The sequence below is a fragment of the Reinekea sp. G2M2-21 genome (assembly GCF_015687175.1).
In the GTDB taxonomy this organism is placed as follows: domain Bacteria; phylum Pseudomonadota; class Gammaproteobacteria; order Pseudomonadales; family Natronospirillaceae; genus Reinekea.
The window spans coordinates 23,709-49,149 of record NZ_JADPQG010000005.1 but is presented as its reverse complement, the minus strand read 5'-3'; the positions used below and the strand labels follow the sequence as shown (position 1 = coordinate 49,149).

General features: G+C 50.9%; 18 protein-coding genes. 6 read left to right on the top strand and 12 right to left on the bottom strand.

Going from position 1 to position 25,441, the window contains the following annotated elements; translation table 11 throughout:
- Nucleotides 1-31: 31 nt before the first annotated feature.
- The 8 genes from IYN85_RS17395 to IYN85_RS17360 form a co-directional block, all read right to left on the bottom strand.
- Complete coding sequence (locus IYN85_RS17395; RefSeq protein WP_196160209.1) at nucleotides 32-1,009, bottom strand: alpha-ketoacid dehydrogenase subunit beta; 978 nt, start codon at nucleotides 1,007-1,009, stop codon at nucleotides 32-34.
- A complete protein-coding gene (locus IYN85_RS17390; protein ID WP_196160208.1) occupies nucleotides 1,006-2,175 on the bottom strand; it encodes a thiamine pyrophosphate-dependent dehydrogenase E1 component subunit alpha in 1,170 nt (389 codons plus the stop codon). The genes IYN85_RS17395 and IYN85_RS17390 overlap by 4 nt, the downstream gene beginning before the upstream one ends.
- A gap of 108 nt (nucleotides 2,176-2,283) precedes the next feature.
- The gene (locus IYN85_RS17385; RefSeq protein WP_196160207.1) at nucleotides 2,284-3,189 is read right to left on the bottom strand and encodes a hydroxymethylglutaryl-CoA lyase; all 906 of its coding nucleotides are present in this window, start codon (nucleotides 3,187-3,189) and stop codon (nucleotides 2,284-2,286) included.
- A complete protein-coding gene (locus IYN85_RS17380) occupies nucleotides 3,182-5,164 on the bottom strand; it encodes a biotin carboxylase N-terminal domain-containing protein (protein ID WP_196160206.1) in 1,983 nt (660 codons plus the stop codon). The genes IYN85_RS17385 and IYN85_RS17380 overlap by 8 nt, the downstream gene beginning before the upstream one ends.
- Nucleotides 5,164-5,946, bottom strand: coding sequence for an enoyl-CoA hydratase/isomerase family protein (locus tag IYN85_RS17375; protein WP_196160205.1), 783 nt, complete (start codon nucleotides 5,944-5,946; stop codon nucleotides 5,164-5,166). Before IYN85_RS17375 ends, IYN85_RS17380 begins: the two co-directional genes overlap by 1 nt.
- Before the next feature lie 90 nt (nucleotides 5,947-6,036).
- Nucleotides 6,037-7,641: a carboxyl transferase domain-containing protein gene (locus IYN85_RS17370; protein WP_196160204.1), complete on the bottom strand. Its 1,605-nt coding sequence runs from the start codon at nucleotides 7,639-7,641 to the stop codon at nucleotides 6,037-6,039.
- Entirely contained in the window at nucleotides 7,638-8,783 is a 1,146-nt protein-coding gene (locus IYN85_RS17365) for an acyl-CoA dehydrogenase family protein (protein WP_196160203.1), read from the bottom strand. The genes IYN85_RS17370 and IYN85_RS17365 overlap by 4 nt, the downstream gene beginning before the upstream one ends.
- An 82-nt stretch (nucleotides 8,784-8,865) precedes the next feature.
- Complete coding sequence (locus IYN85_RS17360; protein WP_196160524.1) at nucleotides 8,866-10,023, bottom strand: isovaleryl-CoA dehydrogenase; 1,158 nt, start codon at nucleotides 10,021-10,023, stop codon at nucleotides 8,866-8,868.
- A gap of 345 nt (nucleotides 10,024-10,368) precedes the next feature.
- Here IYN85_RS17360 and cysK point away from each other — a divergent pair, with 345 nt between their 5' ends.
- The 3 genes from cysK to IYN85_RS17345 all read left to right on the top strand — a co-directional run bounded on the left by cysK (nucleotide 10,369) and on the right by IYN85_RS17345 (nucleotide 13,955).
- Nucleotides 10,369-11,304: a cysteine synthase A gene (cysK, locus tag IYN85_RS17355; RefSeq protein ID WP_196160202.1), complete on the top strand. Its 936-nt coding sequence runs from the start codon at nucleotides 10,369-10,371 to the stop codon at nucleotides 11,302-11,304.
- A 348-nt stretch (nucleotides 11,305-11,652) separates the two neighbouring features.
- Nucleotides 11,653-12,738, top strand: coding sequence for a hypothetical protein (locus tag IYN85_RS17350; protein WP_196160201.1), 1,086 nt, complete (start codon nucleotides 11,653-11,655; stop codon nucleotides 12,736-12,738).
- Nucleotides 12,739-12,845: 107 nt separating this feature from the next.
- Entirely contained in the window at nucleotides 12,846-13,955 is a 1,110-nt protein-coding gene (locus IYN85_RS17345; RefSeq protein WP_196160200.1) for a hypothetical protein, read from the top strand.
- A gap of 43 nt (nucleotides 13,956-13,998) precedes the next feature.
- On the opposite strand, the gene IYN85_RS17340 is transcribed toward IYN85_RS17345, so the two are convergent.
- The 4 genes from IYN85_RS17340 to IYN85_RS17325 all read right to left on the bottom strand — a co-directional run bounded on the left by IYN85_RS17340 (nucleotide 13,999) and on the right by IYN85_RS17325 (nucleotide 20,264).
- Nucleotides 13,999-14,424, bottom strand: coding sequence for a DUF4124 domain-containing protein (locus IYN85_RS17340; RefSeq protein WP_196160199.1), 426 nt, complete (start codon nucleotides 14,422-14,424; stop codon nucleotides 13,999-14,001).
- Between the two features lie 88 nt (nucleotides 14,425-14,512).
- Nucleotides 14,513-14,935: a hypothetical protein gene (locus tag IYN85_RS17335; RefSeq protein WP_230390830.1), complete on the bottom strand. Its 423-nt coding sequence runs from the start codon at nucleotides 14,933-14,935 to the stop codon at nucleotides 14,513-14,515.
- A 54-nt stretch (nucleotides 14,936-14,989) separates the two neighbouring features.
- Nucleotides 14,990-18,058, bottom strand: coding sequence for an Ig-like domain-containing protein (locus tag IYN85_RS17330; RefSeq protein WP_196160198.1), 3,069 nt, complete (start codon nucleotides 18,056-18,058; stop codon nucleotides 14,990-14,992).
- A gap of 172 nt (nucleotides 18,059-18,230) precedes the next feature.
- Nucleotides 18,231-20,264: a hypothetical protein gene (locus tag IYN85_RS17325; protein WP_196160197.1), complete on the bottom strand. Its 2,034-nt coding sequence runs from the start codon at nucleotides 20,262-20,264 to the stop codon at nucleotides 18,231-18,233.
- Here IYN85_RS17325 and IYN85_RS26185 point away from each other — a divergent pair.
- The 3 genes from IYN85_RS26185 (at nucleotide 20,263) to IYN85_RS17315 (ending at nucleotide 25,212) form a co-directional block, all read left to right on the top strand.
- Entirely contained in the window at nucleotides 20,263-20,394 is a 132-nt protein-coding gene (locus IYN85_RS26185; protein ID WP_255533766.1) for a hypothetical protein, read from the top strand. The two genes, IYN85_RS17325 and IYN85_RS26185, sit on opposite strands and share 2 nt — an antisense overlap.
- Before the next feature lie 379 nt (nucleotides 20,395-20,773).
- Nucleotides 20,774-22,690 (top strand): diguanylate cyclase, encoded by a 1,917-nt coding sequence (locus IYN85_RS17320; protein WP_196160196.1) that lies wholly within the window; start codon nucleotides 20,774-20,776, stop codon nucleotides 22,688-22,690.
- Between the two features lie 374 nt (nucleotides 22,691-23,064).
- The gene (locus IYN85_RS17315) at nucleotides 23,065-25,212 is read left to right on the top strand and encodes a cellulase family glycosylhydrolase (RefSeq protein WP_196160195.1); all 2,148 of its coding nucleotides are present in this window, start codon (nucleotides 23,065-23,067) and stop codon (nucleotides 25,210-25,212) included.
- The last annotated feature ends 229 nt before the right edge of the window (nucleotides 25,213-25,441 follow it).

The following is a 25,441-nucleotide window of genomic DNA, read 5'->3' as shown; positions in this document are numbered from 1 at the left end:
ATCGTCGGGGTTGCGACCGGTAAAAAAGTGTTCAGTAATGCACGCTGTGCTTGATTGCCTCGAACACCTTACTGGCATCAGGCATGTATTCTGTTTCATGTGCCAGCGGGTAAGGCACATCAAGCCCACAGACGCGCAGTATTGGAGACTCCAGCGACAAAAATGCGTGTTCCTGAACTGTCGCGACAATTTCCGCGCCGAAACCGTTGGTCAACGGGGCCTCATGAGACACCAGTAACCGACCGGTTTTCTGTACCGACTTCACCACCGTTTCAATGTCCCACGGCAGGATTGAGCGCAGGTCAATGACTTCGCAATCGATGCCTTCGTTATCTGCCATACTGGCCGCCTGACTGATGATTTCCATCTGCGCACCCCAGGCCAACAAAGTGATGTCTGAACCTTCGCGGACGATGTCAGCTTTGCCAATCGGCAACTCATAATCACCTTCAGGCACCTCGCCCACCGAGGCGCGATAAAGACGTTTCGGCTCAAAGAAAATCACCGGATTCTCATCGCGAATGGACGCCAGCAATAAACCCTTCGCCTGATGAGGATTCCGCGGTACCACAATTTTCAAACCAGGGGTGTGCGCAAAATAGGCTTCCGGGCTTTGTGAATGATAATGGCCGCCTTTGATTCCGCCGCCGTAAGGCGTACGGATAGTCAAACCGCCAACATTGAATTCATTACCACTACGATAACGGTACTTGGCTGTTTCATTCACGATCTGGTCGAATGCCGGGAAAATGTAATCGCCAAACTGAATTTCGGCGACGGGCTTATGCCCTTGCGCGGCAAGACCATTGGCAAAACCGATGATGCCCTGTTCGACCAGCGGCGTGTTAAAACAACGAGCACGACCGTACTTCTCCTGCAGATGACTGGTCGCGCGGAATACCCCACCAAAGAAGCCAACGTCTTCACCAAAACACACGACTTTTTCATCTTTGCTCATGGCGATGTCGAGGGCATTGTTAATGGCCTGAAGTAAATTCATGCTACTCATGCGTCGAGCCTCCCAGACGTTTTCGGATACTGATTCGGGTACTTACGCACATGCTGTTTCAATTCTGTCAGTTGCTGTTTCAGTTGTTCGGTGGGCTCGTCATAAACGTCGGTAATCAAATGATCTAACGTAGGCACTGGACGTTTTTCCGCGGCTTTCATCTGCGCCAGAATTTCTTCACGGTATTCGCTGTACAACGCTTTTTCCTTGTTGTCATCCCACCAGCCTTTTTGGGTTAACCAATGTTTGTAACGCAAAATCGGATCTTTCTTCGCCCACTTGGCTTCTTCTTCTTTCGAGCGATAGCCAGTCGGATCGTCTGACGTTGAATGCGCACCAAGGCGATAGGACATGGCCTCAATCAACACCGGCGCGTTGTTCGCCAACGCGTATTCGCGCGCCATTTGAGTGGCCACAAACACCGCCAATAAATCATTACCATCAACACGGATGGTATTGATGCCGTAGCCGATCCCCCGGCTAGCCACACCGTCGCCTTTAAACTGTTCTTCGGCGGGCGTTGATATGGCATAACCATTATTGCGACACAGAAAAATAGTGGGGCAATTCAAGACGGCCGCCATATTGAGTCCGGCATGGAAGTCACCTTCACTGGCCGCACCTTCACCAAAATAGCAGATGCTGACGGCATCATTACCTTGCAGTTTCTGACCGTAACTGTAGCCTGCGGCTTGTGGAATCTGCGTCGCAAGCGGCGAAGAAATGGTCATGTAATTCAATGCTTTGGAGCCATAATGAATGGGCATTTGACGGCCTTTGCCTAAATCCCGCTCGTTGGAAAAGCACTGATCCATAAATTGTTCTGCGGTGAAACCTCGAAAGCGCAATGCGCCCTGTTCGCGATACTGCGCAAAAATCATGTCCTGATCTTTCAATGCAGCCGTCGAGCCGACAGACGCCGCCTCTTCGCCTAATGAGGCCAGATAAAACGGTATCCGCCCTTGTCGTTGTGCATTGACCATGCGTTCATCCAACACACGGGTGAACACCAGGTCTTGATACAGCTTAACGGCAAAGGATTCGTCGAATTCAGGTTCTGCAGCGCCTTGGTAAAGCGTGCCGTCCTGTTTCAACAATTTGAACGTCGGAATATGCAGCGCGTCTTGGGCGATCAATTCCGGGGTGTGAACGGTTGATGGTCTCATGGTTCATTGTCCATTTTGTTTTTGTCATTTGATGGCATCTTCAGTCATCTTAGCCATCGGTGCAGTGAGCTGACCAGTTTTCTGGCCTTTTACTCACCGGATAAGCTGTCAGCCCTGCTTTCCAAACAGCGCCTGATTCACCCGCGATACTACGGGCTTACCCAGTTGTTGATACAGCCAATGGCCAGTATCCACTAACGCATTCAAGTTCACGCCTGTATCCAGACCTTCGCGTTCCAGCAGATAAACCACTTCTTCGGTGGCCACATTACCACTGGCGCCATTGGCATAAGGGCAGCCTCCGGCGCCGCCGACACTGGCATCAATGGTGCGAATGCCCAGCTCCAGCCCGGTCATCAGATTGGCGACCGCCATGCCATAGGTATCGTGCAAATGCAGGGCTAATTTTTCGGCCGGGAACTCGGCCAACAAAGCGCGCAACACGCGACGGACAGAGTGCGGTGTTCCCCGGCCAATAGTGTCGCCAAGAGAAACTTCATAGCAACCCAGTTCAAACAAACGACGCACCACGGGTATCACCTGCGCTGGTGAAATGTCGCCTTCATATGGGCAGGCCACCAAACAGCTGACGTAGCCACGCAGGGCAACGTTATCGGCGTGCGCTAATGCCTGAATGGCTTCAAAGCGTTGCAGGCTTTCGGCGATAGAACAGTTGATGTTTTTCTGGCTGAAGGTTTCACTGGCCGCCCCAAAAATGGCGACCTCGCGGGCTCCGGCTTCACGCGCGAGTTGATAACCCTGCACATTCGGCGTCAATACCGGCAAATGAACGTTGGCCATATTTTTTTTGGGCAACAGTGCCTGTAACACGTCTGCACTTCCCGCCATCTGCGGCACCCATTTGGGCGAAACAAAAGAGCCGGCTTCGATATGGCGCAGGCCAGCGTTGGCCAACCGTTCAATCAGTTCAACCCGGGTACTGGCTGACAACACCGTCGCTTCGTTCTGCAAGCCATCACGAGGACCCACTTCAACCAATTTCACGTCAGTCATCGTTCACCTCATCCGTGTCGATAGTAAACAACAGATCACCTTCAGACAGTTGATCACCCACTTGCCAGTCACATTCCTGCAGAACACCAGCCACCTCGGCGGTCAACGTGGTTTCCATTTTCATCGCTTCATAGGACAGCAGTTTGTCACCTACGTCCACGCGATCACCGGCCTTTTTATACAGCGCGGTCACCACTCCGGGCAGTGTTGCCACAACACGACCTGAGGCTTCAACATCGTGATCGTGCGCTTTGGACGCTAACCACCAGTTGACGTCGCATTTGCGATCTCCGTTGTCTAACCAAACTCGCTCCGGCGTGACGAAGGCATGCCATTCCACTGAAACACCGTCAACCTGGGCGCGTAACCGCCCCTGATGGTTTGCCATGGGCGTCCAACGGACCCGTTCAACGCCAATCTCATGCTCGTTCATGATCAGTCGATAACCTTCACCGTCTCGGATAACGCTGACCTGTTCGCTTTCGGATATGGCAAACAACCATTGCCGCTGACCTGTTGCCCGCCATCCTCGATGCCGTTGCCATGGGTTAACAGGCGTGGTTTGCGATGCAAACAACACAGACGCTAACGCCGCCCAACAGGGCGCACTGTGCAATTCACGGGCTTGATAAAATTCATCCTGATCATCCAGCCAGCGGGTATGCACGGTGAGGTCCGCAACTTCCGGCTGTTTGACCAACAACCGCAGGAACGCCAGATTCGTCGTCACACCGAAGCAGCGGGTGCTGTCCAGTACCCGCCGGAGTTTGGTTAACGCCGCCGGTCGATCTTCGGCGTGGACAATAATTTTCGCCAGCATCGGATCATAGAAACTGGATACCTGTGTTTGCTCATAAACACCGGAATCGATGCGGATGCCAGGTCCCGATGGAAAAGACAGTTGCTCAATTCGCCCCACCATCGGTGTGAAATTTTGCGCAGGGTCTTCGGCATACAAGCGAACTTCAATGGCGTGTCCATCAGGCTGCGCGGGGCGATCTACCGACAGGGGCTCACCTTGAGCCACTCTTAACTGCCAAGCCACCAGATCGAGCCCGGTGATGCATTCAGTGACCGGATGTTCTACCTGCAAACGTGTATTCATTTCCAAAAAATAAAACGCACCATCGGCGGACAAAATAAATTCGACCGTACCCGCGCCCACATAACCGATTTCCCGGGCCGCTGTTTCTGCGGCTAACCACATGGCTTCACGTGTCGACTGCGGCAAATTCGCAGCCGGGGCTTCTTCCAAAACTTTTTGGTGCCGTCGCTGAACGGAACAATCGCGCTCGAACAACGACAAGACTTTGCCATGTTCGTCGGCCAGAATCTGCACTTCAATATGCCGGGGTCTGACTAAAAATTTCTCCAGCAACAGGCGATCATCGCCAAACGAATTTTTGGCTTCCCGCTTGGCCGAATCGATGGCATCACGCAGCTCAGCGGCAACCTCCACAACGCGCATCCCCTTGCCACCGCCACCGGCAGAAGCTTTGACCAACAGGGGGTAGCCAATGTCACTGGCCTGCGCGGTTAACAAGTCAACGTCCTGATCGTCGCCGTGGTAGCCGGGAATCATGGGCACGCCTTTTGGCTCCAGGGTTTGCTTGGCCTGAGCCTTGGAGGCCATTGCACGCATGGCGGCCGGAGGCGGCCCGACCCAGATATGCCCGGCGTTGTTCACCTGTTCGGCAAAATCCGCGTCTTCGGATAAAAATCCGTACCCCGGATGCACCGCGTTCGCACCACTTTTTTGCATGGCCGACAGTATGCGTGCCTTATCGAGATAGGTTTGATTAACGGGACCGTCGCCTAAAAACACAGCGGTGTCGGCCAGCGCCACGTGTGGGGCATCGCGATCCGCTTCGGCAAAAACCGCCACGGTGCGTATACCCATAAGCCGGGCACTGTTGATGACCCGAACGGCAATTTCACCGCGGTTGGCGATCAATAGGGTGTGAATAGAGGCCATCAATCCTGCTCCGTCTGCCAGTTCGGTTTTTGTTTGTTAAGGAAGGCGCGGATGCCTTCCTGTCCCTCTGGGGAAATGCGTTGATTTGCGATCCGCCAAGATAAGTTTTCCATCAGCTCTGCGTTCAGTGCTCGTTCGCTGACGTCGTAAACCAACTTCTTGATTTTACGGTGTGACAGAGGACCACCAGCCAGTAACGCAGTGACAATAGCGTCCAAAGTGCTGTTGAGCTCCGCCTCGCTGACCACTTCATGAACCAGCCCAAGCGCGTGCGCTTTGTGAGCATCAAAACGCTCCCCGGTCAGCATGTAGCGACGTGCCTGACGTGCGCCAATGGCATTCACCACAAAAGGCGAGATTGTCGCCGGGGTTAACCCGAGCCGGGTTTCCGATAGCGCGAAAAAAGTTTTTTCACTGGCGATGGCAATGTCAGCGCAGGCAATGAGACCCACGCCACCACCCATCACGGCCCCCTGAACGACCGCAACCACCGGTTTGCGACAGAAATTAATCGACGACATCAATTCAGCCAACGCTTGTGCGTCTGCCACATTTTCGGCCATGGGTCGTTCTTTCATACCCAACATCCAATTCAGGTCAGCCCCGGCGCTGAAGTGTTCACCTTCACCGCGCAACACGACGACACGAATATCGTCCTGCTCGTGCGCGTGTTTAATGGCGTCGGTTAACGCTGCAATAAGTTCTGCGTTAAAGGCATTGCGAACGTCTGGCCGATTCAACGTCAGCGTTAAGACCTGCCCCTGTTGTTGTTTTTTTAACATCACGTTCTCTTTATTATTTTAGGTTGCCCAATGGAGTCAGCAAACGACTGGTTCACGTTCGTCCTGTGCGCGTCTGCACGTTCAGACACATCACATCCGGAACACACCGTAGCGGGTATCTTCCTGCTTGCCGTTGGCACAGACGTGCAACGCCAGGCTCAGAATGGTGCGCGTCTGCGCCGGGTCGATGATGCCGTCATCCCACAGTCGTGCTGTGGAATAGTAGGGACTGCCCTGCGTTTCATAACTGTCACGAATCGGTTGTTTGAACGCTTCCATCGCTTCCGCGCTGACCGGTTCGCCTCGCGCATGCATCTGTTCCGACTTCACCGTGGCCAATACCGTGGCGGCCTGCTCACCGCCCATAACCGAGATGCGAGCGTTAGGCCACATCCACAAGAACCTTGGGTCATAAGCGCGACCGCACATGCCGTAATTGCCCGCACCGAAGCTGCCGCCAATCACCACCGTCAACTTTGGCACTTTGGCACAGGCCACGGCGGTAACCAATTTGGCACCGTCTTTGGCAATTCCGCTGTTTTCGTATTTTTTGCCGACCATAAAACCGGTAATGTTCTGCAGGAACAACAATGGAATCCGACGCTGATTACACAGTTCAATAAAGTGCGCACCCTTCAACGAGCTTTCGGAAAACAAAATGCCATTGTTTGCGATAATACCGACAGGCTGCCCTTCAATATGAGCAAAGCCCGTTACTAAGGTGGTGCCGTAGTTCGCTTTGAATTCGTCTAATACCGAACCATCCACCAGACGCGCGATAATGTCGCGGACATCGAACGGGGTTTTCAGGTCATTGGGGAGAATGCCGTACAATTCTTCCGCTGGGTACAGTGGCTCATCATAGGTTGGCACGGCTGGCGACACCTGATGTGCATTCAGATGCCGGACAATCTGCCGCGTCTGCACCAGGGCGTGATCATCGTTATCGGCCAGGTAGTCAGCGACGCCCGAAATGTGCGTGTGCACCTCTCCTCCACCGAGCTCTTCTGCACTCACGTCTTCCCCGGTAGCGGCTTTCACCAAGGGCGGACCACCCAGAAAAATAGTGCCCTGATTTTTTACGATCACACTTTGATCGGACATGGCCGGAACATAAGCACCGCCTGCGGTGCATGACCCCATCACCACTGCAATTTGAGGAATCCCTTGCGCCGACATGTTGGCCTGATTAAAAAAGATTCGGCCAAAATGGTCTTTGTCTGGGAATACTTCATCTTGCATCGGTAAAAACGCACCGCCACTGTCGACCAGATAAATACACGGTAATCGGTTTTCCAAAGCAATCTGTTGTGCCCGCAAATGTTTTTTTACCGTCAGCGGGTAGTAGGTGCCGCCCTTGACGGTGGCGTCGTTTGCCACAATCAAACAGTTTACGCCTGATACGCGACCGATCCCGGCAATGACACCTGCACTGGGAACTGCGTCGTCATAGAGGCCATTGGCGGCGAGTGCTGCAATTTCCAAAAACGGAGAGCCGTTGTCTAACAGCAGCTCGACGCGTTCACGTGGCAAACGTTTGCCACGGCTGAGATGCTTTTCTCGCGCGCGTTCGCCACCGCCATCGTAGGTTTTCAGCAAACGCGCATTCAGCTCCTCAACCAACGCTTTATTGCCTGCGAAGCGTTGCAAAAATTCGTCACTGCGTGTGTTGACCTGGCTGTGAATAATACTCATGAAAAACGCCCTTCAATATCTCGTGCGATGATCATTTTCTGAATGTCGCTGGTGCCTTCGTAAATGCGCGCCACGCGGACATCCCGGTAAATCTGTTCAATCGGGAAATCGGTCAGGTAGCCGTAGCCGCCTAATGTTTGCATGGCTTCTGACACCACGCGCTCAGCCATTTCGCTGGCAAATAATTTCGCCATGGCGGCCTCGCGCAATGCTTTTCGCCCTTCGTCTTTTAATCGCGCGGCGTGCCAAACGAGCTGTCTGGCTGCTTCAATTTGCGTGTCCATTTCGGCCAACCGGAAACCAACCGCCTGGTGATGCATGAGCGTGTCACCGAACGATTCGCGCTCATTGGCGTAAGCCGCCGCCACATCGAAAGCGGCTTGCGCCATTCCCACACATTGCGCCGCAATACCAATACGACCGCCTTCCAGATTACCCAAAGCAATGGCATAACCCTGGCCTTCGGCACCTAACAGAGCATCTGCAGGTAATTCGATATCGTTAAACACCAATTGGGCGGTGTCGGAGGCGCGCTGGCCCATCTTTTCTTCCACCACCGGTACGGTGAAACCTTCCAGATGCGCAGGCACCAGAAAAGCACTGAGCCCTTTTTTACCCAGTGCCGGGTCAGTCACGGCAAACACAATGGCTAAATCCGCGATCGCACCGTTGGTAATAAATTGCTTGCTGCCGGACAAGCGCCAGCCGCTGTCGGTCTTAACCGCTTTAGTTTTCAACGCGGCCGCATCGGACCCGGCTTGCGGTTCGGTTAAGCAAAACGCCCCTAATGCTTCGCCGGTGGCCAAAGGTGTCAGCCATGTTTCTTTTTGAGCCTGAGTGCCGTACTGCGCGATGGGGGAACAGACCACTGAGTTCATCACCGAGGTGATGGTCGACAAAGCGCCGTCGCCCTTGGCAATTTCTTCCACCACCAGCGCCAGCGATAAATATCCGGCGCCACTGCCGCCGAATTCTTCCGAAACGGTCAGACCATAAAAACCCATTTCACCGAGTTGCTTAATCACCGCCACTGGATGTTCCGCGGACTTGTCCCATTTCGGTGAATTGGGTTTCAACTCGTTCTGGGCAAAATCACGCGCGGCGTCGCGCATCATAGTTTGTATGTCATTCAGTTGTGGCATTTGATTTTCCTGATATCAGAAAGCACGAAAGGCTCACGCACACGATGAAAGGCGTGCGCGCTCAGCGCCGGTTCAGCGACCGTCAACCTTCGTTAAACAGTTCACGGCCGATCAGCATACGCCGGATTTCACTGGTACCTGCGCCGATCTCATAGAGCTTGGCATCGCGCAGAAGGCGACCCGTCGCGTAATCATTGATGTATCCGTTACCGCCTAAAAGTTGCAGGGCATCCAGCGCGACCTGTGTGGCTTTTTCGGCGGCGTACAGAATGGCACCCGCGGCATCTTTGCGTGTAGTTTCACCGCGGTCGCAAGCCGCTGCAACGGCGTAAACGTAAGCACGGCTGGCATTAAGATTGGTGTACATATCTGCCAACTTACCCTGCACCAACTGAAACTCGCCGATGGCCTGACCAAATTGTTTGCGTTCATGCACATACGGTAAGGCGATATCCAGTGCAGCTTGCATAATGCCCAACGGACCGGCGGACAATACAACACGCTCGTAATCCAATCCGCTCATCAGAATTTTCACACCATCGCCTTCATTGCCCATCAGGTTTTCGACAGGAACCTGACAATTATCAAACACGAGTTCACAGGTATTGCTGCCGCGCATGCCCAGCTTGTCGAGTTTCTGAGCGGTTTTAAAACCGGGAAAATCTTTTTCGATCAAGAAGCAAGAAATACCACGCTTGCCGGCGTCAGGGTCTGTTTTAGCGTAGACCACCAACACATCAGCGTCAGGACCGTTGGTGATCCACATCTTGTTGCCGTTGAGCACATAATGGTCACCCTGTTTTTCAGCGCGTAATTTCATACTGACAACATCGGAGCCCGCATTCGGTTCGCTCATGGCCAGAGCGCCGACATGCTCACCGGACATCAATTTTGGCAGGTACTTGGCCTTTTGTTCAGCGTTGGCATTCTTGCGGATTTGGTTCACACACAGGTTGGAATGGGCGCCATAGCTCAGGCCGACCGACGCAGAAGCACGACTGATTTCTTCCATAGCGACCGCGTGTGCGAGGTAACCCAGACCGGATCCGCCCAGCTCTTCTTCGACAGTCATCCCCAGCAGGCCAAGTTCACCCATGGCAGGCCAGAGATCGCGGGGAAATTGATTCGTGGCGTCGATTTCAGCGGCGCGTGGGGCAATTTCTTTTTGAGCGAAGTCCTTAACGGCATCGCGCAACGCGTCCAGGGTATCCCCCAGACCAAAATTCAGGGAGTGAGTCATCATTAGCCTTTGGTTGTGTTGTATTTGTTATGGTGACCAAGGCTAAGTTACGTTGACGTTAACGTCAACCTGTAGAAAAGTAGGAGATGTCAGGGAATGTGTACGCTTTGCCGAACTCAGTCCTCCCTATCGTTCGGTTTCGGCTGTTTTTTCACCCATTTCATCAACAGCCAGACTTTCACCGCGACCAACACGAAAACGCCTAACGAGGCCCAAAATACGATCCAGAATAAGGACATAACCACCCTCCAACATAACTGAAAGTTACTCTAGCGTTATTTTTTATTATTAAACAGTCGTATCATCGGTAGGTACACTGACCCAACCGTGTTAAAGGAGACGTACATGAACATCGCAAATAACGTGACCGATTTAATCGGCAACACCCCGCTCGTCAAACTGAACCGCCTGACCGAAGGTTGCAAAGCCACTGTGGTGGCCAAACTCGAATTCTACAACCCAGGCAAATCGGTGAAAGACCGCATCGGTGCGGCCATGATCCAGGCCGCCGAAGAAGCGGGTGCGCTTAAGCCCGGCATGACCATTGTTGAACCGACTTCGGGCAACACTGGCATAGCGCTGGCCATGGTCGCCGCAGCCAAAGGCTATAAGTGTGTACTCACTATGCCGGAAACCATGTCGAAAGAACGTCGCTTGCTGCTCAAAGCCTATGGCGCTGAGTTAGTGCTCACACCCGGACCAGACGGCATGGGTGGCGCGATTGCCAAGGCAAAGGAGATCTATGAATCCGACACGTCGACTTACTTCATGCCGCAGCAATTTGAAAACCCTGCGAACCCGGCCATTCACTCAAAAACAACCGCTGAAGAAATCTGGGCCGATACCGACGGCCAAGTGGATATTTTAATCAGTGGTGTTGGCACTGGTGGCACCGTCACCGGTGTTGCCAGAGCGCTGAAAGCGAAAAAGCCTGAATTCAAAGCCATCGCCGTTGAACCGGCCGCCTCTCCGGTCTTATCCGGGGGACAAAAAGGTCCGCACCCGATCCAGGGCATTGGCGCAGGCTTTGTACCCGCGATTCTGGAAACGGAGTTGCTGGATGAAATCATTCAAGTCGAAAACGAGAATGCCTTTAAAACCGCACGCGCCATGGCCACCGAGGAAGGTCTGTTGGTTGGCATTTCATCCGGCGCTGCGGTATGGAGTGCACTTGAAGTTGCCAAGCGCGAGGAAAACGCAGGCAAACTGATTGTGGTCATTATTCCATCATTTGGTGAACGTTATCTGTCGACGGCATTATTTGCTGATTTAGCAGACTGACCCTCAGCTAACTAACACCCTAGTAACATCACGACAGCGCCACGCTTACCCGTGGCGCTTTTTTTGACCAGATCAAAATTTCATCGCACTCACGCAATTCAATTTTTTAGACACAGCGCACAAAGCAACATTGTGCTCGCAAATGATTATCAACACGCAGTAACAGACTGCTCTGCCCCGCCAGACATTAACGAAATATTTTCCCCAATCACGCGCGCGACTGGCTATTTGAAAACGCAGCGATTAGTTTCATCTGAAACAGATTAAAAAAACAACAATAGCTGTTAAAGGCATTCACGCCGAATGAACCGGACAAAGATCCGGCATCAGCGCTCGCTGGAGAGATACATGTTCATACGCGTCATAACGGCGGCCATATTATTGGCTGCTTTGGGTTTCGTTCTGTGGCTGAAACCATCGTGGCAACGCAACACGTTCGCACCACAAATCGTGCAGGTGGATCCGGTTATTCCGGTGCCGCCATTGGCCTTGCCTGTCCCCACGTGCCAACCAGACACTGGCAACACTCAGCCGGCACTCGCCATACCGGAAAGCGTGACCGAAGAAGCAATCGATGCGCAGTTTGCCGACATTGCCGATCAGTTTGCGGAACTCATTCAATACCCCACGTCTTCGCTGCCCATTTTCAATGCTGAGGCCGTGGAGAAATATCTGCCCAATCAATCTTTTCCCATTCGATTTGAAGAGAACGGTGTCACGCTCAGTTTGCGCAGTGAACGTCTGCAATACTCCCCCAACGAACCCATTCGAGGGGTTGTCAGTGTGGCCGGACTCGATCAAGTGCAGGGCACGTTACAGGTATTGCAAGCTGGCCAGACCATCGCCAACCTCTCTGTAACAGTTTCGTCCGGTCCGACGTCATTTGAAATACCGCCACTGGGGCAACGTTGGATGGAAGCGGAATTGCAATTGGTGGCCAGCGTAAAATCCGCCGAGCAGGAATGGACGGTTTCAACCCCAATCCAACGTTTCGACAGTGACAACGCCACCATTCAATTGCTGTCTGCCGAAAAAAGTTTTGTCGACGGTTCATGGTTGGTTATGCCTATGATTGTCGACGTAAGCCAACCCGGTTTTTTCCGACTGGAAGCCAATCTGTATTCCGCTAACTCGCGAAAGCCACTCATTCATTTAAGCGCTGAACAAGAACTCAACCGTGGCGAACAAACCCTGAACCTGGCTGCTCATATTTCAGCACTGAAAGCGATGAATGACCCCGGCGATTATCTGCTGCGTGACTTCGCGCTGGAACAAATGCCGGGACCACCGGATTTCGAAGCAATCAGCGGTTTAGTGGCCATCCCTGAGGCTAAGATATCCGGTCATCCGTTCGGTGAGTATGACGATGCGCCCTATGTCGATGACGAAGCATTGGCGCGTCTGGAATTTTTGCAACAGGTGACGAGCCGTTGAATTCATGAATCAGGTTGTCGTCTTTCGACGTGTCGACGCTGATAAAAAAAGGCAAAACCGAAGTATGCCAACCGAGAGTAAAACAATAACAAAAGGTATCCAACACAATGAATAAACTCGTACGACTGATCCAACTGTCCGCGGTCATGGGACTGTTTCTGCTTGGCGTTGCTCACGCGAATGTGGGTGGCAAAAACGTGATACTGATTCACGGTTTCAATCCGTTTCATATCATTTCACCACCGTCGGACAACGGCAAAGCCGACGCATTGAACTATTGGAAAAAAGTGAACCCCGCCTTCTTACGTCAAGATGGCGGTCAAACCAATATTATTCACTGGCCATCGCACAAACGCTTGACCGGATCTGGCGGCATTATCAGCATTGTGCAACCACAGATTCAGGCGCTGTTAAACGAAAACTATTGCGCGAACCAATGCATCATCGTCACCCACTCTACCGGAGACCTGGTTACTCGTTATCTGTTGAAAAACAAAAACTCGCTGTTTGGGTCGACGCAGGCGGCTAAACTGAAAGTCGCGGCAGTGATCGACCTGGCAGGCGCCGGTGGCGGTACGGAACTGGCAAACTTTGGTGTCGGTATCGCCAATGGCGTTAACTATGGCAGCAGTATCATCAGTGGCCTGCTCGAGTATGCGGGGTTCTATTTCAGCTTCGGTTTAAACGTTGGTGTCATGAATGACCTGCAAACCTCCGTTGCACGTAACCACGCCACCAACGGATTCCCATCCATTCCTCATTTGCGAGTGGCCGGCACCGGTAGTGAGATTTATGGATTCGCCACGCATGCGATCATCCACGGCGCCGATGATTCAGTGGTGCCTTTGCACAGCGCTTGCGGAGCTGCCTACGCTAACGGCTACGACAGTTGCAGCCGTGATACCCGAGTCGACGGTAAAGTCACCTCGGTCAGCAACGCACCCAGCAGCAGCCAGCTGTACGACTTTCATTACCCGATTGTGATGAGTGAAACACTCGCACATAACGAAATGCAATCGAACACCACCGGCAACACCATGACCTCTATCCGGTCGCTGGAGTCCGCCTATAAAAACAGCGCTGTGTACAAACAGGCTGTCGATATTGACGACTATGAAAAACGCGAATGGTGGGATTGGTGGTCGAAGTACCGTTACATTTCCGGCTCTAGCTCAAAATCGGTTTCTACGATGTTAGTAGATGCGGTGATCCGCTAAACACGGAGGTGACATTCAATAAAAAAGGGCCTGCGGCCCTTTTTTATTGACGACGTAATGTCTGTTCTATGCCACTGGTCTTCACCGTCATTTCGTTGCCGGTATATTCCAGAATCTCGATGGAGTAGTAGTCGAGAACAATGGTTTTATCATCTAACTTATAGGTGTCTGGGCTCAAGCGTCGATTCCCGGAAATCACCGTCATCTGGGTGGCGGAAAACTCCCAGAAATCTTCACCCATGGAATCGTCCACCGGTTCTTTGTTTTTCCCCAAAGCCACAATCTTCCACTTGCCCTGCAGGTGAATACCCTCCAGTTTGGATAGATCTTCCTTTATAGTTTCCTGCTCAGCATCGGCACAAGGTCGAGCCTGAAAACCGACGCTGCCATCAGGTTGAGTGCATTTATAAATCGCACCTGCCTGCGCCAGGGATGACACCATCAGCATCCCAATGATCACTAACCGCATAACACCTCCTTTTTTCATCTTGGCGGATAATACCCAAAGGTATGATCCAAAACAAAACCCACGTCAGCGCCCTGTAGGATTAACCGCCTTAACTGAACGTTTGTACCATCCATTCATAAAGCTGCTGCTCACTCACCTTATGCATTTTCATGGCCTCAAAGTCGACCTCTGGGTCAGTATTGCGTTGACCAAACTGATAGCGCACAAGATCTGGCGCATGATCATGCAGAATGATTAAAATCCGCCGATTGGTGCGTAGGCAATCGATGGTGATCGCATCGGCCGGAATGCCGCTGGCGCGCATTTGCCGATTGACCCCCACCACTGGGTTAATATCAGCATGTTCTTGTTGAATACGGGTATGCGCATTGGTGATTCGGTCAGACAAGATCTCAAGCGGGGTTTGGGTCATGGTGACTCCACGGTCGGCCAGGTTAACAACGATGCTGAGCATTATTGCGTTCACCGCCATGGCATGCAAACCCGGATCCGTCAGTGTCGATTTAAACAACAAAAAACCGGCTCGATGGCCGGTTTCTTGTGTTATTAACTCAGCATGATCGGATTATTCGAAAAAGTCGAAAACCACTTGATCGCCAAGCACGACTAATGAGCCAATCTCTACATCATGGAATAAAACTTTACCGGTGACTGTGCCATCCGTAGACATTTGCAAATGTAACGCGTCTTTATAAATATCGAGATTCCCCGGATACGTTTGGCTCACTGTCACCTTCTTATCATTCATGCTGAGGGTATAAAGTAAACCGCCGTTTGTTTCTTCCGCCTGCAGCAAATTTGTACCGGGATGTTGAACAAAAGTGGCAACACCCCGTTCAGAGAAGTCGGTAAACAAGGGTGTGCATTGCATGTCGAAATCGCAGGTGCCGGAATAAAAGGCTATGTCGCGAATAATGGCTGAATCTTGCTCAAGGGCAAGATTGTCTCGTTCATCTTTTATATCCAATGCAAAATCAAATTCCGCTTGCGCGGTATAGGCATCATCTTTCACGTCGATAGGCAGAAAAGCCGCACCAGTGAACTGATGATATTTGTCTAAGAAGGTGTTCTTAGTTTCCAGTGTGTTCGCGCCGATCGCGGAGCGAAACTCAAACGCTAGTGTTTCGGGTGGTGTTTCTATTATCTTACCTTCACTATCAAAGTACCCAGTAATCTCAGTGCGCGTGAATACACTATTTTCGAGATCGATGTTGAATTTCTGATCGTCATCATATCTGTCTTTTAATGAGAAATAGGTCGCGACAATATAAACGGAATTTTCTTCATCCCACGTCACCCGAATTTTATTTTCTGCCAATCCATCTTGATAAATTGCGAAAGTATTGGTCGCCAAGTCGAAACCGACTCCCGTTAAGTCAAATTCAATCCCAAATAAAGTTAGGCTCGGACTACCATTGAGCTCTGTTAACAACGCTTCAAAGGCATAGCTGGGTTTGTCAAAAAACGATATCGACTGTGAAGCACCAGAAAACCAATTAAAGGTACGGACTCCTTCAGTATTTTGACCTGTAGTCAGGTATATCGTTGGTACATGATCGAAGCCAATGGTTTCGGCGCTCATCGATAACTTAGCGATGCGCTTCCGAGTTACAAAGTTATCTCTTGTTTCCAACCACTCACTGGTATCATCCCCCACCCGATAACCCGTGGCATTCAGCAATTGCGCTTTCAGCTCAGTCGCAACAGGAGCCATATAATCGAGTGAAAACAGAGCCGCCTCTGCCCCTATGCTGCCTTGCAAAGCCAATTGTTTACGTACCAAACTATTTTCAAATAGGTCAGCTCTGTAATTGAGCACCCCAGATGCTAATGTTGTCGTTTGGTTGTTGTCTGAACTGAACTGTTCCGCGAGATAGTCAACCTGCAAAGAGCCCTCAACCTCATCCGTTGTGGGAAACGGCCACGGCAATCGCAAACCGTCTTCCGCACTCAATAACAGTATTCGCTTTGAACTTTGCTCATGGCTGAGCTCTAACATGTCAACCTGCCAACTTGATCCAGACTCAGACAAGGCTGGATTCTGCAAATATAAGCGTACCTGAACCACGTCCCCCGTAGCCATATTCACCAAACTTAAATTATTGCTTGTAATGGCCATGTGGCTGGTTCGAACTTCATCACCCGTTCTAGGATCCACCTCGATGTCTATCACCTCTTGCAGGTCGATAGTTCCTGCGAGAGTTTGAGACATATGCGCGTTGGCGTCGCTGTTTGTCGCTGGGTAGGAAGCCTCTGCCGCAAGAGCGTAGGTTTTAACATTCCCTTCCGTTCCTTTAACCACAAAACCGCTGATCGCCCGCTGCAAATGAAACAACAGGGCATCCAAGCTGTCTTGGAGTGCAGCGGTATCCTCGTTAAAATGCTGGTGCACGCTTTCCACCATCACAAAGTGGTCTGCTTGGTTTGCGACAATGTCTGGCAACGATTGCAACGAGGAAACCTCATTTATCGCAAGCTGTGCCGCTTCAATATCATTAGAACCAAACATGGTCACCACTGGGCTGGTAAAACACTCCGCAGCGTTGCAGGCGCTGAAATACAATTCAGGACGGCGTGTCTTGGTGTCCGTTATGGAATAGGAGTAGCGCTCGGCATCAGCGGTTGTAAAACTCACCTCAAAGTCATCGGTGGCTTTGTCTCGCTTAAAGAATGTGTATTCGTTAAACAGATCTACCTTATTCCAGGTAAAAGTCACCTTGTTAGCGCTCGTCGTAGCGTTGAAGTTAAGATCTTCAACCACCAGAGTATAAGCCAGCGATTTTTCGTGGTACTGATCAGTTCCCGGAGCAACAGCAGTGATGTCCGTACGGCCCACCGCAACGGGGGTCACCAGGCCATTCTCATCTACGGTTGCTATGTTCGGGTTGCTGCTGACATAGGTGACCGTACTCGCCCCTGTACTGACCGCAGCGTTGTTTAGCGCTACGCCGAGAATGGTCCCAAGTTGAGATTCTGGTTTAACGAAGATCAGCGTTTGTTCAACTCTGTCAACATTAACCGAGACTTTCGCCGAAGCCGCGGCATAGATGGGTGTTTCTGTTGCCCAAACCCTAATTTCCGCAGAACCGGCGCTCTGCGCAATCAGATTTCCACTGCTGTCCACAGTGACAACAGCTTCGTTATCGCTTTCAAAGTTCAATAGCCCAGGGCGATCTAGCTCTGCAACAATGCCCACTTCATCAAACACAGACAAGTTCAATTCGGTTGCGTCCAGCAGCAATGCAGATTGTCGCGGTTTCACCCTGACCGGTACAACCGCCTCCGCTGCGGCGTAGGTTTCATCCGCCGCTATGGTTGCCTTTAATTGCGTAGAACCTTTTCGTTTGAATAACAACGTTCCGGACTCATTAATGGTTGCGAGTTTATCATCAACCAATTCAAACCGAATTTGCCCAGTACCTTGGGCAGTGACCGTAACAACCCGCTCTTCACCGATTTCACCTTCGATACGTGTACTGGAGAAACTGAGTGACTGTTCCTGCAACACGGTTTGCTGATTATTGTTCGTGGTATTACCCGTGGTGTTTCCGTTTTCTGGGGGCGGTGGCGGTACCGAACAGGCCAGTAATAACATCATGCTCAACAGATAAGCAAGATTACGTAGATTTTTCATACAAGTATCCTTTTTGTATGTTAATACACTCATTAAAGAGAACGCAGAAATGAATACACTTTTTTGCCACGGTAGACTTCGTACAATAAAGCGGCGAAATGTTTTCAGGCTAAGCACTTGCGTACTTAGCCTGAAAGCGTTTTAACGATGAATTGCTTACGACAGCAGGGGGTTATTCGTTAAAGGTGACGGTGAGTTGTCCGTCGACTTCCGTGACACTGCCAACATTTGCATTGTTGTACAGTACATCGCCGGTCGTGGCCTCTCCCAGGTTCAACTGAATCGCCAACTTCCCGAACAGAATATCCAACGCATCGTCACTGTTTTGCGTGATCACCACGTTTTTGTCGTCTTTGCGGAGGGTATAGAACAGCCCCCCTTCAATTTCTTCGGCGTCAAACGTCACACCATCCTGTTCCAGCTGGAACTTAGCGACACCGAGCTCATCGAAGTTGAACTCAACAGGTGAACATGCCATATCGAAATCACAAGCGCCGGTATAAAAGCTCACGCTAGTAATCTTTTCAGAATCTTCAACACTTTGTAAGTTATCCAAATTCTCATTTTTAAAAGCAATATCGAATTCGAAATCTATCAAACTTGTGTAAGGGAGATCATCTAGACTAATTTGTTTATAACTTTTTCCAGAAAACGAATGATATTTGGTTAAACTAGCGTTTCTATCTGCTGCGTAATGATAATCAAATTCAAGTGAAACCTTTTCACTTTCAATCTCGCCCTCAGTAGATTGAGTGAAGGTCGATTTCGCCACCTGATCTGAAGTAGTGTTGAAATAATAATTAGCAAAGGGAGTAAATCGATTTGTAACATTTTCAAAGCGCAATAACTCGAAACGCTCCATGTTTGCATTCCAACGAATCACAAGACTTAGACCGTCACCCTCTGGTCCTTCGATAAAAACTTCATTTTCGGTCAGAAGCAGGTTTCCAATTCCAGAAACATCATAGCCTACGCCATATACTTCGATAACGGGACCTTCATTCAGTGATACCAACATATCTTCGAATAGAACACTCAAGCTATCATGATAAATGAAGCTGTTGAGTTCACCATCATACCAAGTAATTCTTTGCATTCTAAAATCTGGAGTCTCTCCCGTTCCATCAAGAAAGAACGCACTGTCGGATATAGATACATCATCAAACGAAACTTCAAGTACAGCATCGGTATCGGTACTTATCCGTTTATCCTTTACCGACACCCACTCACTGGCATCATCCCCCACCCGATAACCCGTGGCATTCAACAATTGCGCTTTCAGCTCAGAGGCCACTGTCGCCTGGTAGTCCAAAGAGAACAACGCTGACTCAGCCCCAATGCTGCCGTTCAAGGATAACTGAGTGCGTTTCAGGATGTCGTTCACCAGGTCGGCACTGTAGTTCAGTTCACCGGAAGCCAATGTGGCGGTCAGGTTTTCGTCTGCGAAGTCAGTTTCATACTGTTCAGCGCTGAAGGTGGCATTAAAGGTCAACACTGGAGTATCGACTTGCGCTGCGTTCAATGGTGCAGACAACGTAGCATTTTCGCCTTCGAGGAACAGTTTGCGCAGGGTATCTGTGCTGCTGAACTCAAACTGCTCAATACCAAAGGTCAATTCAAGTTGAGCGACGTCCGGTAACGCAAGGCGCATGTCGGTGGTCACAACGTTGCCAGAGACGATATCCGTTACGGTGAGATTGTCTGCGACAATATGATGCTTAGTGACTGTGGTTACTTCTTGGGTTTCAGGGTCGGTTACGTCTTCGGTGGTTTCAACCAATTTGAAGCTACCGGCTACCTGACTGTTACCAAACAGTGTGGAGTTGCCTATTTTTGCGGAAACCTCGGTTTCTGCGGCGGCAAACTGGTAGGTAATGGCTTCCGGGTCGTCGTCATTCTTGGTTACGAAGCCAGTAAGCGCCTGCTGAAGTGCCAGCAAGGTTACGTCCAGGGCACTATCGAGATTCGCGACATCATCTGTCAGCAGATCTTCCAACGCACGATTGGTCGCGCGAAACTGGGCTGTTTTGGTTTCCACCGAATCCAGCGGCATTAATCCCTGTAGATCCAACAATGCGGCTTTGGCCGATTTGACATTTTGGTCTTTGTCCGGGTCCGTGTTGCCACCGGGGTTTTTGGGGTCTGGGTTACAGGCAGTTAAAGCAAGTGGCAATGCTGCCACAGCGAACAGATGAGAAAGTTTCATGGATATCCTTATTGTGTTTCCTGGCCAGCGTCCATTGACCATACTTCAACGATTGGCCATACCATCCGGTAAAGCGACGCTGATGAATTTCAGCGCGCATCATACCGATAAAGCGGTCAGCAACCGGTAACAACGTCACACTTTTTAATCCACACCTTTGAGATTTGTGACGCCCTTCAATTTGTTGAACGTTCTTAAGGCAACTCGGGTTAGCCAAGTGTTTCGCCCATTTGGTTGGTTGCGCTGGTTTTGTGTTTACACGAAAACCACCAATCTGACTATTTTTTTACAGGTGAATTAAATTTTAAAAGCGGTCTTTTTCGTAGGGCGCTTTTTTTTTGAACTACACTTTTTTACGCCACTTAACGTTTTCCAACCCAGCGTTTTCGCACCTATCGAGACAGCGTAATCCCAGTGCAACCGCTGGACTGTGCCTGGGTTAGCGGTCAAAAACCGAAAATTTGCGAAGTGGCCAGAGCACCAGACTATTTACGGAGAAACAAACCTGTATGAATTTTAAACAAGTCAAGTGGAAACCCTGTCTGGCGTTCTGTTTGCTGACGCTGCTGGGCTCTACTTTCAATGGTGCATGGGCCGCGACTCTTTCGCCAGAACAGGTAAATGCACTGTTCGCCCGCATTATCGATCCTGTGGACATCAGCTACACCGAAACACTGGATGCACTGACCGAACTGGAAGGCAATATCCAGCAATACCCGGCGGACATCCAAATGATGTTTACGCGACTCTGGTGTTGGAATCAGGACAACGAGGATTTTCAAGACTACATCGCCTACGCCAATGAGGCATTGAACCGAGAACTGTTCGCCACCAATTTAGCCGCTCGCGCTGACCTCACCGCTTGCCGTGGATTTTATGCTTCTCTGGATGGAGATAATGACGCTGCGTTTCAGGATTTCGACACCGCTTTGGATCTGGCTCGGCGTGCCAACGATCCTTTACTTATTGCAGACGCTTATGCGCTGATGGCCGACCTGCAATCCTATCAGGGCGATATTGCCCGAGCGCTGACAAATTACAAAAACGCAGCCCAATACTACAACGAAGCCGGCAATGAATATTTCGGCAATGACATCCGCTCTTCAGTGGCGAATACCCTTCGGCGCATGGGCGACTTCAATAACGCCGAAACCTACCTGGCTCAACAATTACTCTATTACCGCGATAAAGGAGATGCCCTCTCCGAGGCTAACGTCGCTGTCGACTACGGCATTTTGTTTCTTGATAAAAATGAACTCGAAAGCGCCTTGGTTTGGTTGGATAGGGCGATCGCTTCGGTCGCGGGTTATCTGGAGAAAAAGCCATTGCAGGTTGATGAACGCCTGGACGCGGTTGCGTATTTGTTTAAAGCCGAAGCGCTTGGTCGTTTAGGCCGTGGTCTGGAGGCAGAGTCAGCACTCAAGCAAGCACTAGCTATTCAGCCTGAGATTGAGGACGACTATAACAAAGCAACGGTCAGTATGGTAAAAGCCTATATAGCTGGCGCACGTCGCGAGTATACCGACGCTATCACCTTAGCCCAAACCGCTGCAGATCTGTTTATAGAGGAAGGTAACGACCGGCTGTTGATTTATGCATTGGAACAATTGGCTAAATTTCAGGCGCAAACCAGTGACTTTAAAGCGGCTTACAGTACGATGCAGACGCTTAGCGACACCCGCTCAAAGTTTCGGTCACAGGTCAACGACCAGCTCGCCGAACGACTCAAAATTGAGTACAACCTCGCGCAGAAAGAATTTGAGAACAAAGAACTGACTTTGCGGAATGAAAATCAGCGCCTTGAATTGGAAGCCAAAAATCAACTGGGGCGCTGGCAATCGGTCACGCTTTTACTGGCTCTGATTTTGTTACTGTTTTTAGGTAACCGCGTCATGGTGCACGTCCGTTCCGGCGCACAGTTAAAAGCACTAGCCTTAACAGACCCTTTGACCCAGCTGGCCAATCGCCGGGCCATTGAATCCTTTGCGGAACAGTTGTATTCGCGCCCGGCTCAAACCGCTGAACCGGTTTCGGTGATCGCGTTTGATATCGACTTTTTTAAGAAGGTGAACGACACCTTTGGGCACGACGCCGGCGATACCGTCATCGTCAATGTCGCGCGACTGGCAAAGTCCTGTTTGCGCGCGCAAGACATGCTGGCGCGTTTTGGCGGCGAAGAATATCTCGCCATTCTGCCAGACGCGGATATCAACCAGGCGCATGCAGTCGCCAAGCGCATCTGTGACACCATAGCGCAAAGCGAACAAACGGTGAATAACCAACGCGTGAACGTTACGGTCAGCATTGGGGTCGCGCAAAAACGAATCACCGATGCCAGCCCGAGCCAAACCATCCGGCGCGCTGACACCGCCTTGTACGAAGCGAAAAACAATGGCCGTAACCAAGTAAAACGCGCCGTGGAATAAACCGCGCGATCCATCACACACAGGGTAATGGAAATAACAACACGCAAAACACCCGTATGAACCCCGTGCGTACAGACTCATTCCTTGCGCACTCCTCGATATGCTCACCACTTGCCCTGAAACACATTTGTGATGCACGTCTAAAAACTGAAATTTTCTCCCACCAAGCCCTACCCGGTCGCTGGCTCGACAAGCCTTTGATTTTATTAGACATGTAAAACCGAGCCCCCAACCCTTCTATAAAGCCCAACAATTATTCTAAGTTGAAATAATTCACGCAACATTCCAGACTGTTTGCCCGCGCATTTTCCAGGCCATTGTTTTCGCTGAGCATGCGCTACCGAAACACCTAACAACAAGAAAAAGGCAATCACATGAACATTCCGTTTCGACTTAAACTGGCAACGCTGGCATTGGCGTCCTGCTTCTCATTAACCCCCGCGCAGGCAGGAACACCCTTACCAGGGGACGATTGGTTGCACGTCGAGGGCAATCAGATCCTGGATCAGAACAACAACCCGGTATGGTTAACCGGGGTGAACTGGTTTGGTTTTAACGCCAGTGAACGTGTCTTTCATGGACTTTGGTCCGTCAACCTTGACGCGACCATGGCGGCGATAGCGCAGCGTGGTATCAATCTGATTCGGGTGCCGATTTCCACAGAGCTACTGAAGGAATGGAAAAACGGCATTTACAAAATGGGGAACGTTAATACCTATGTGAACCCGGAACTGGAAGGAAAACATTCACTGGAAGTATTTGACGCAATGCTTACCTCCGCCAAACGTCACGGACTAAAGATTCTGTTAGACGTACACAGTGCGGAAGCCGATAACTCAGGACATTATGAAAAACTCTGGTACAAAGGCGATATCACGTCTGAAGATTTTTACGACACCTGGGTCTGGGTGGCCGACCGCTACAAAAATGACGACACGATTCTCGCGTTCGACCTGGAAAACGAACCGCATGGCCAACCCTGGTCCGGTGCTTTTGCCAAATGGGATAACTCAACCGACGAACACAACTGGAAATACGCTTGTGAAACCGCAGCGAACCGGATTCTCGATGTTCACCCCAACATACTGGTGATGTGCGAAGGTATCGAAGCCTATCCGAAAGACGGCAAAACCTGGTCGTCACAAAACAAGAGCGACTACCATTCCATCTGGTGGGGAGGTAACCTGCGTGGCGTTGCAGATTACCCGGTGGATCTGGGCAGCCGCCAAAGCCAGCTCATGTATTCACCGCACGACTACGGTCCTCTGGTATTTCAACAACCGTGGTTTTATGAAGGCTTCAACAAAGACACGCTCTACACCGACGTATGGAAAGATAACTGGCTGTATATTCACGAGCAAAACATCGCCCCCTTGCTGATTGGTGAATGGGGTGGCTTCATGGATGGTGGCGACAATGAAACGTGGATGCGGGCAATTCGTGACCTTATTATCGAGCACAAACTCCACCACACGTTCTGGTGCCTGAACCCAAATTCGGGCGACACTGGCGGTTTGCTTCTCTACGACTGGACAAGCTGGGATGAAGAGAAGTACGCCCTCTTCGAACCCTCCCTTTGGCAAGATGCACAGGGAAAATATGTCGGCCTGGATCATCAGGTCATTCTCGGCAGCTCCGCCACCGGCACCAATGTCAGTGAGTATTATAACGGCTCGCTACCCGCTACGATTACCCTGACTTCGCCTGCGCCCAACCGTGTTTTTACCCCCGGCAGTGATGTTCTGCTGCAATACCAGATGAGCGGTGCCGCTGGTGTTAATGTTTATCTGGATAATCAGTTGCACACCCAATCGACTTCAACGTCGCAAGCCATTGTGCAAGCACCCGCAGTCGCCAACCAGCTATTTGTGGTGACATTGGTCGCTACAAACGCGCAAGGTGACGAAACCAGTGCACGTGCGCAAGTCACGTTGCAAACCGGTGACGTAAACCAAGATCCATCCATCCGCATCCTGCAACCGGCGACCCATGATGTGATCAACATCGGAGAGAGCTTTAACGTCGCGGTTGATCTGCAATTTGCTTCCGCGTTTTATGTGAACTGGAATGGCGACGAAGAATTCATCGATGCATCCAGTACCGTATTAACGGCACCGAACACGGCGGGTAATTACCTGTTGTCTGTCACGGCGGCCAACGCTGCGGGAGAAAAACTCTCCGCCACCGAGTCACTAACCGTCCGAGTAACGGAACCAACCTCAACAACCCTCAGCTGCGAACTTCCGACGGCCGATGCTTGGCCCGGCGGTTTCGTTTTAAACAATATCCGCGTAACCAACGAAGGAGCCGAGCCCATAACCGATTGGCAAGCCACGCTGACGTTCGATCAGAACGTGTCTGTGGTTAACGGCTGGAGTGGCGAATTTACTCAGCAAGCGAATCAGGTGACCGTAACGCCGGTTGATCACAACCGACAGTTGGCACCCGGCCAGACGGCCACGTTCGGATTCCAAGGTTCGCTCAGCGGTAGCACGCTTTCGGTTTCCTGTTCCGTCGAGTAGTCCTCGCACAGGGTTTGCCCCGAGCGATCGGGGCTTTTTTTTTGGCCAATCTGTTGTCACATTCTGTTTCAACACCGGCGAGCACAAAGTCAGCAGCGTTTCAACCTGTAAAATTAATCCACCCTGGAATATTCATTACTGCGATGACTTTCACAATACTGAAACGAACTCTGCATAAAAATGGAAGCGCTTTCAAATCGGGTTGTATGTAAAGCATAAAAATACAAAT

Coding starts and splice junctions, on each gene's coding strand:
- IYN85_RS17395 (WP_196160209.1), bottom strand. CDS start 1,009: ATGAGTAGCATGAATTTACTTCAGGCCATTAACAATGCCCTCGACATC.
- IYN85_RS17390 (WP_196160208.1), bottom strand. CDS start 2,175: ATGAGACCATCAACCGTTCACACCCCGGAATTGATCGCCCAAGACGCG.
- IYN85_RS17385 (WP_196160207.1), bottom strand. CDS start 3,189: ATGACTGACGTGAAATTGGTTGAAGTGGGTCCTCGTGATGGCTTGCAG.
- IYN85_RS17380 (WP_196160206.1), bottom strand. CDS start 5,164: ATGGCCTCTATTCACACCCTATTGATCGCCAACCGCGGTGAAATTGCC.
- IYN85_RS17375 (WP_196160205.1), bottom strand. CDS start 5,946: ATGTTAAAAAAACAACAACAGGGGCAGGTCTTAACGCTGACGTTGAAT.
- IYN85_RS17370 (WP_196160204.1), bottom strand. CDS start 7,641: ATGAGTATTATTCACAGCCAGGTCAACACACGCAGTGACGAATTTTTG.
- IYN85_RS17365 (WP_196160203.1), bottom strand. CDS start 8,783: ATGCCACAACTGAATGACATACAAACTATGATGCGCGACGCCGCGCGT.
- IYN85_RS17360 (WP_196160524.1), bottom strand. CDS start 10,023: ATGACTCACTCCCTGAATTTTGGTCTGGGGGATACCCTGGACGCGTTG.
- cysK (WP_196160202.1), top strand. CDS start 10,369: ATGAACATCGCAAATAACGTGACCGATTTAATCGGCAACACCCCGCTC.
- IYN85_RS17350 (WP_196160201.1), top strand. CDS start 11,653: ATGTTCATACGCGTCATAACGGCGGCCATATTATTGGCTGCTTTGGGT.
- IYN85_RS17345 (WP_196160200.1), top strand. CDS start 12,846: ATGAATAAACTCGTACGACTGATCCAACTGTCCGCGGTCATGGGACTG.
- IYN85_RS17340 (WP_196160199.1), bottom strand. CDS start 14,424: ATGCGGTTAGTGATCATTGGGATGCTGATGGTGTCATCCCTGGCGCAG.
- IYN85_RS17330 (WP_196160198.1), bottom strand. CDS start 18,058: ATGAAAAATCTACGTAATCTTGCTTATCTGTTGAGCATGATGTTATTA.
- IYN85_RS26185 (WP_255533766.1), top strand. CDS start 20,263: ATGGATATCCTTATTGTGTTTCCTGGCCAGCGTCCATTGACCATACTT.
- IYN85_RS17325 (WP_196160197.1), bottom strand. CDS start 20,264: ATGAAACTTTCTCATCTGTTCGCTGTGGCAGCATTGCCACTTGCTTTA.
- IYN85_RS17320 (WP_196160196.1), top strand. CDS start 20,774: ATGAATTTTAAACAAGTCAAGTGGAAACCCTGTCTGGCGTTCTGTTTG.
- IYN85_RS17315 (WP_196160195.1), top strand. CDS start 23,065: ATGAACATTCCGTTTCGACTTAAACTGGCAACGCTGGCATTGGCGTCC.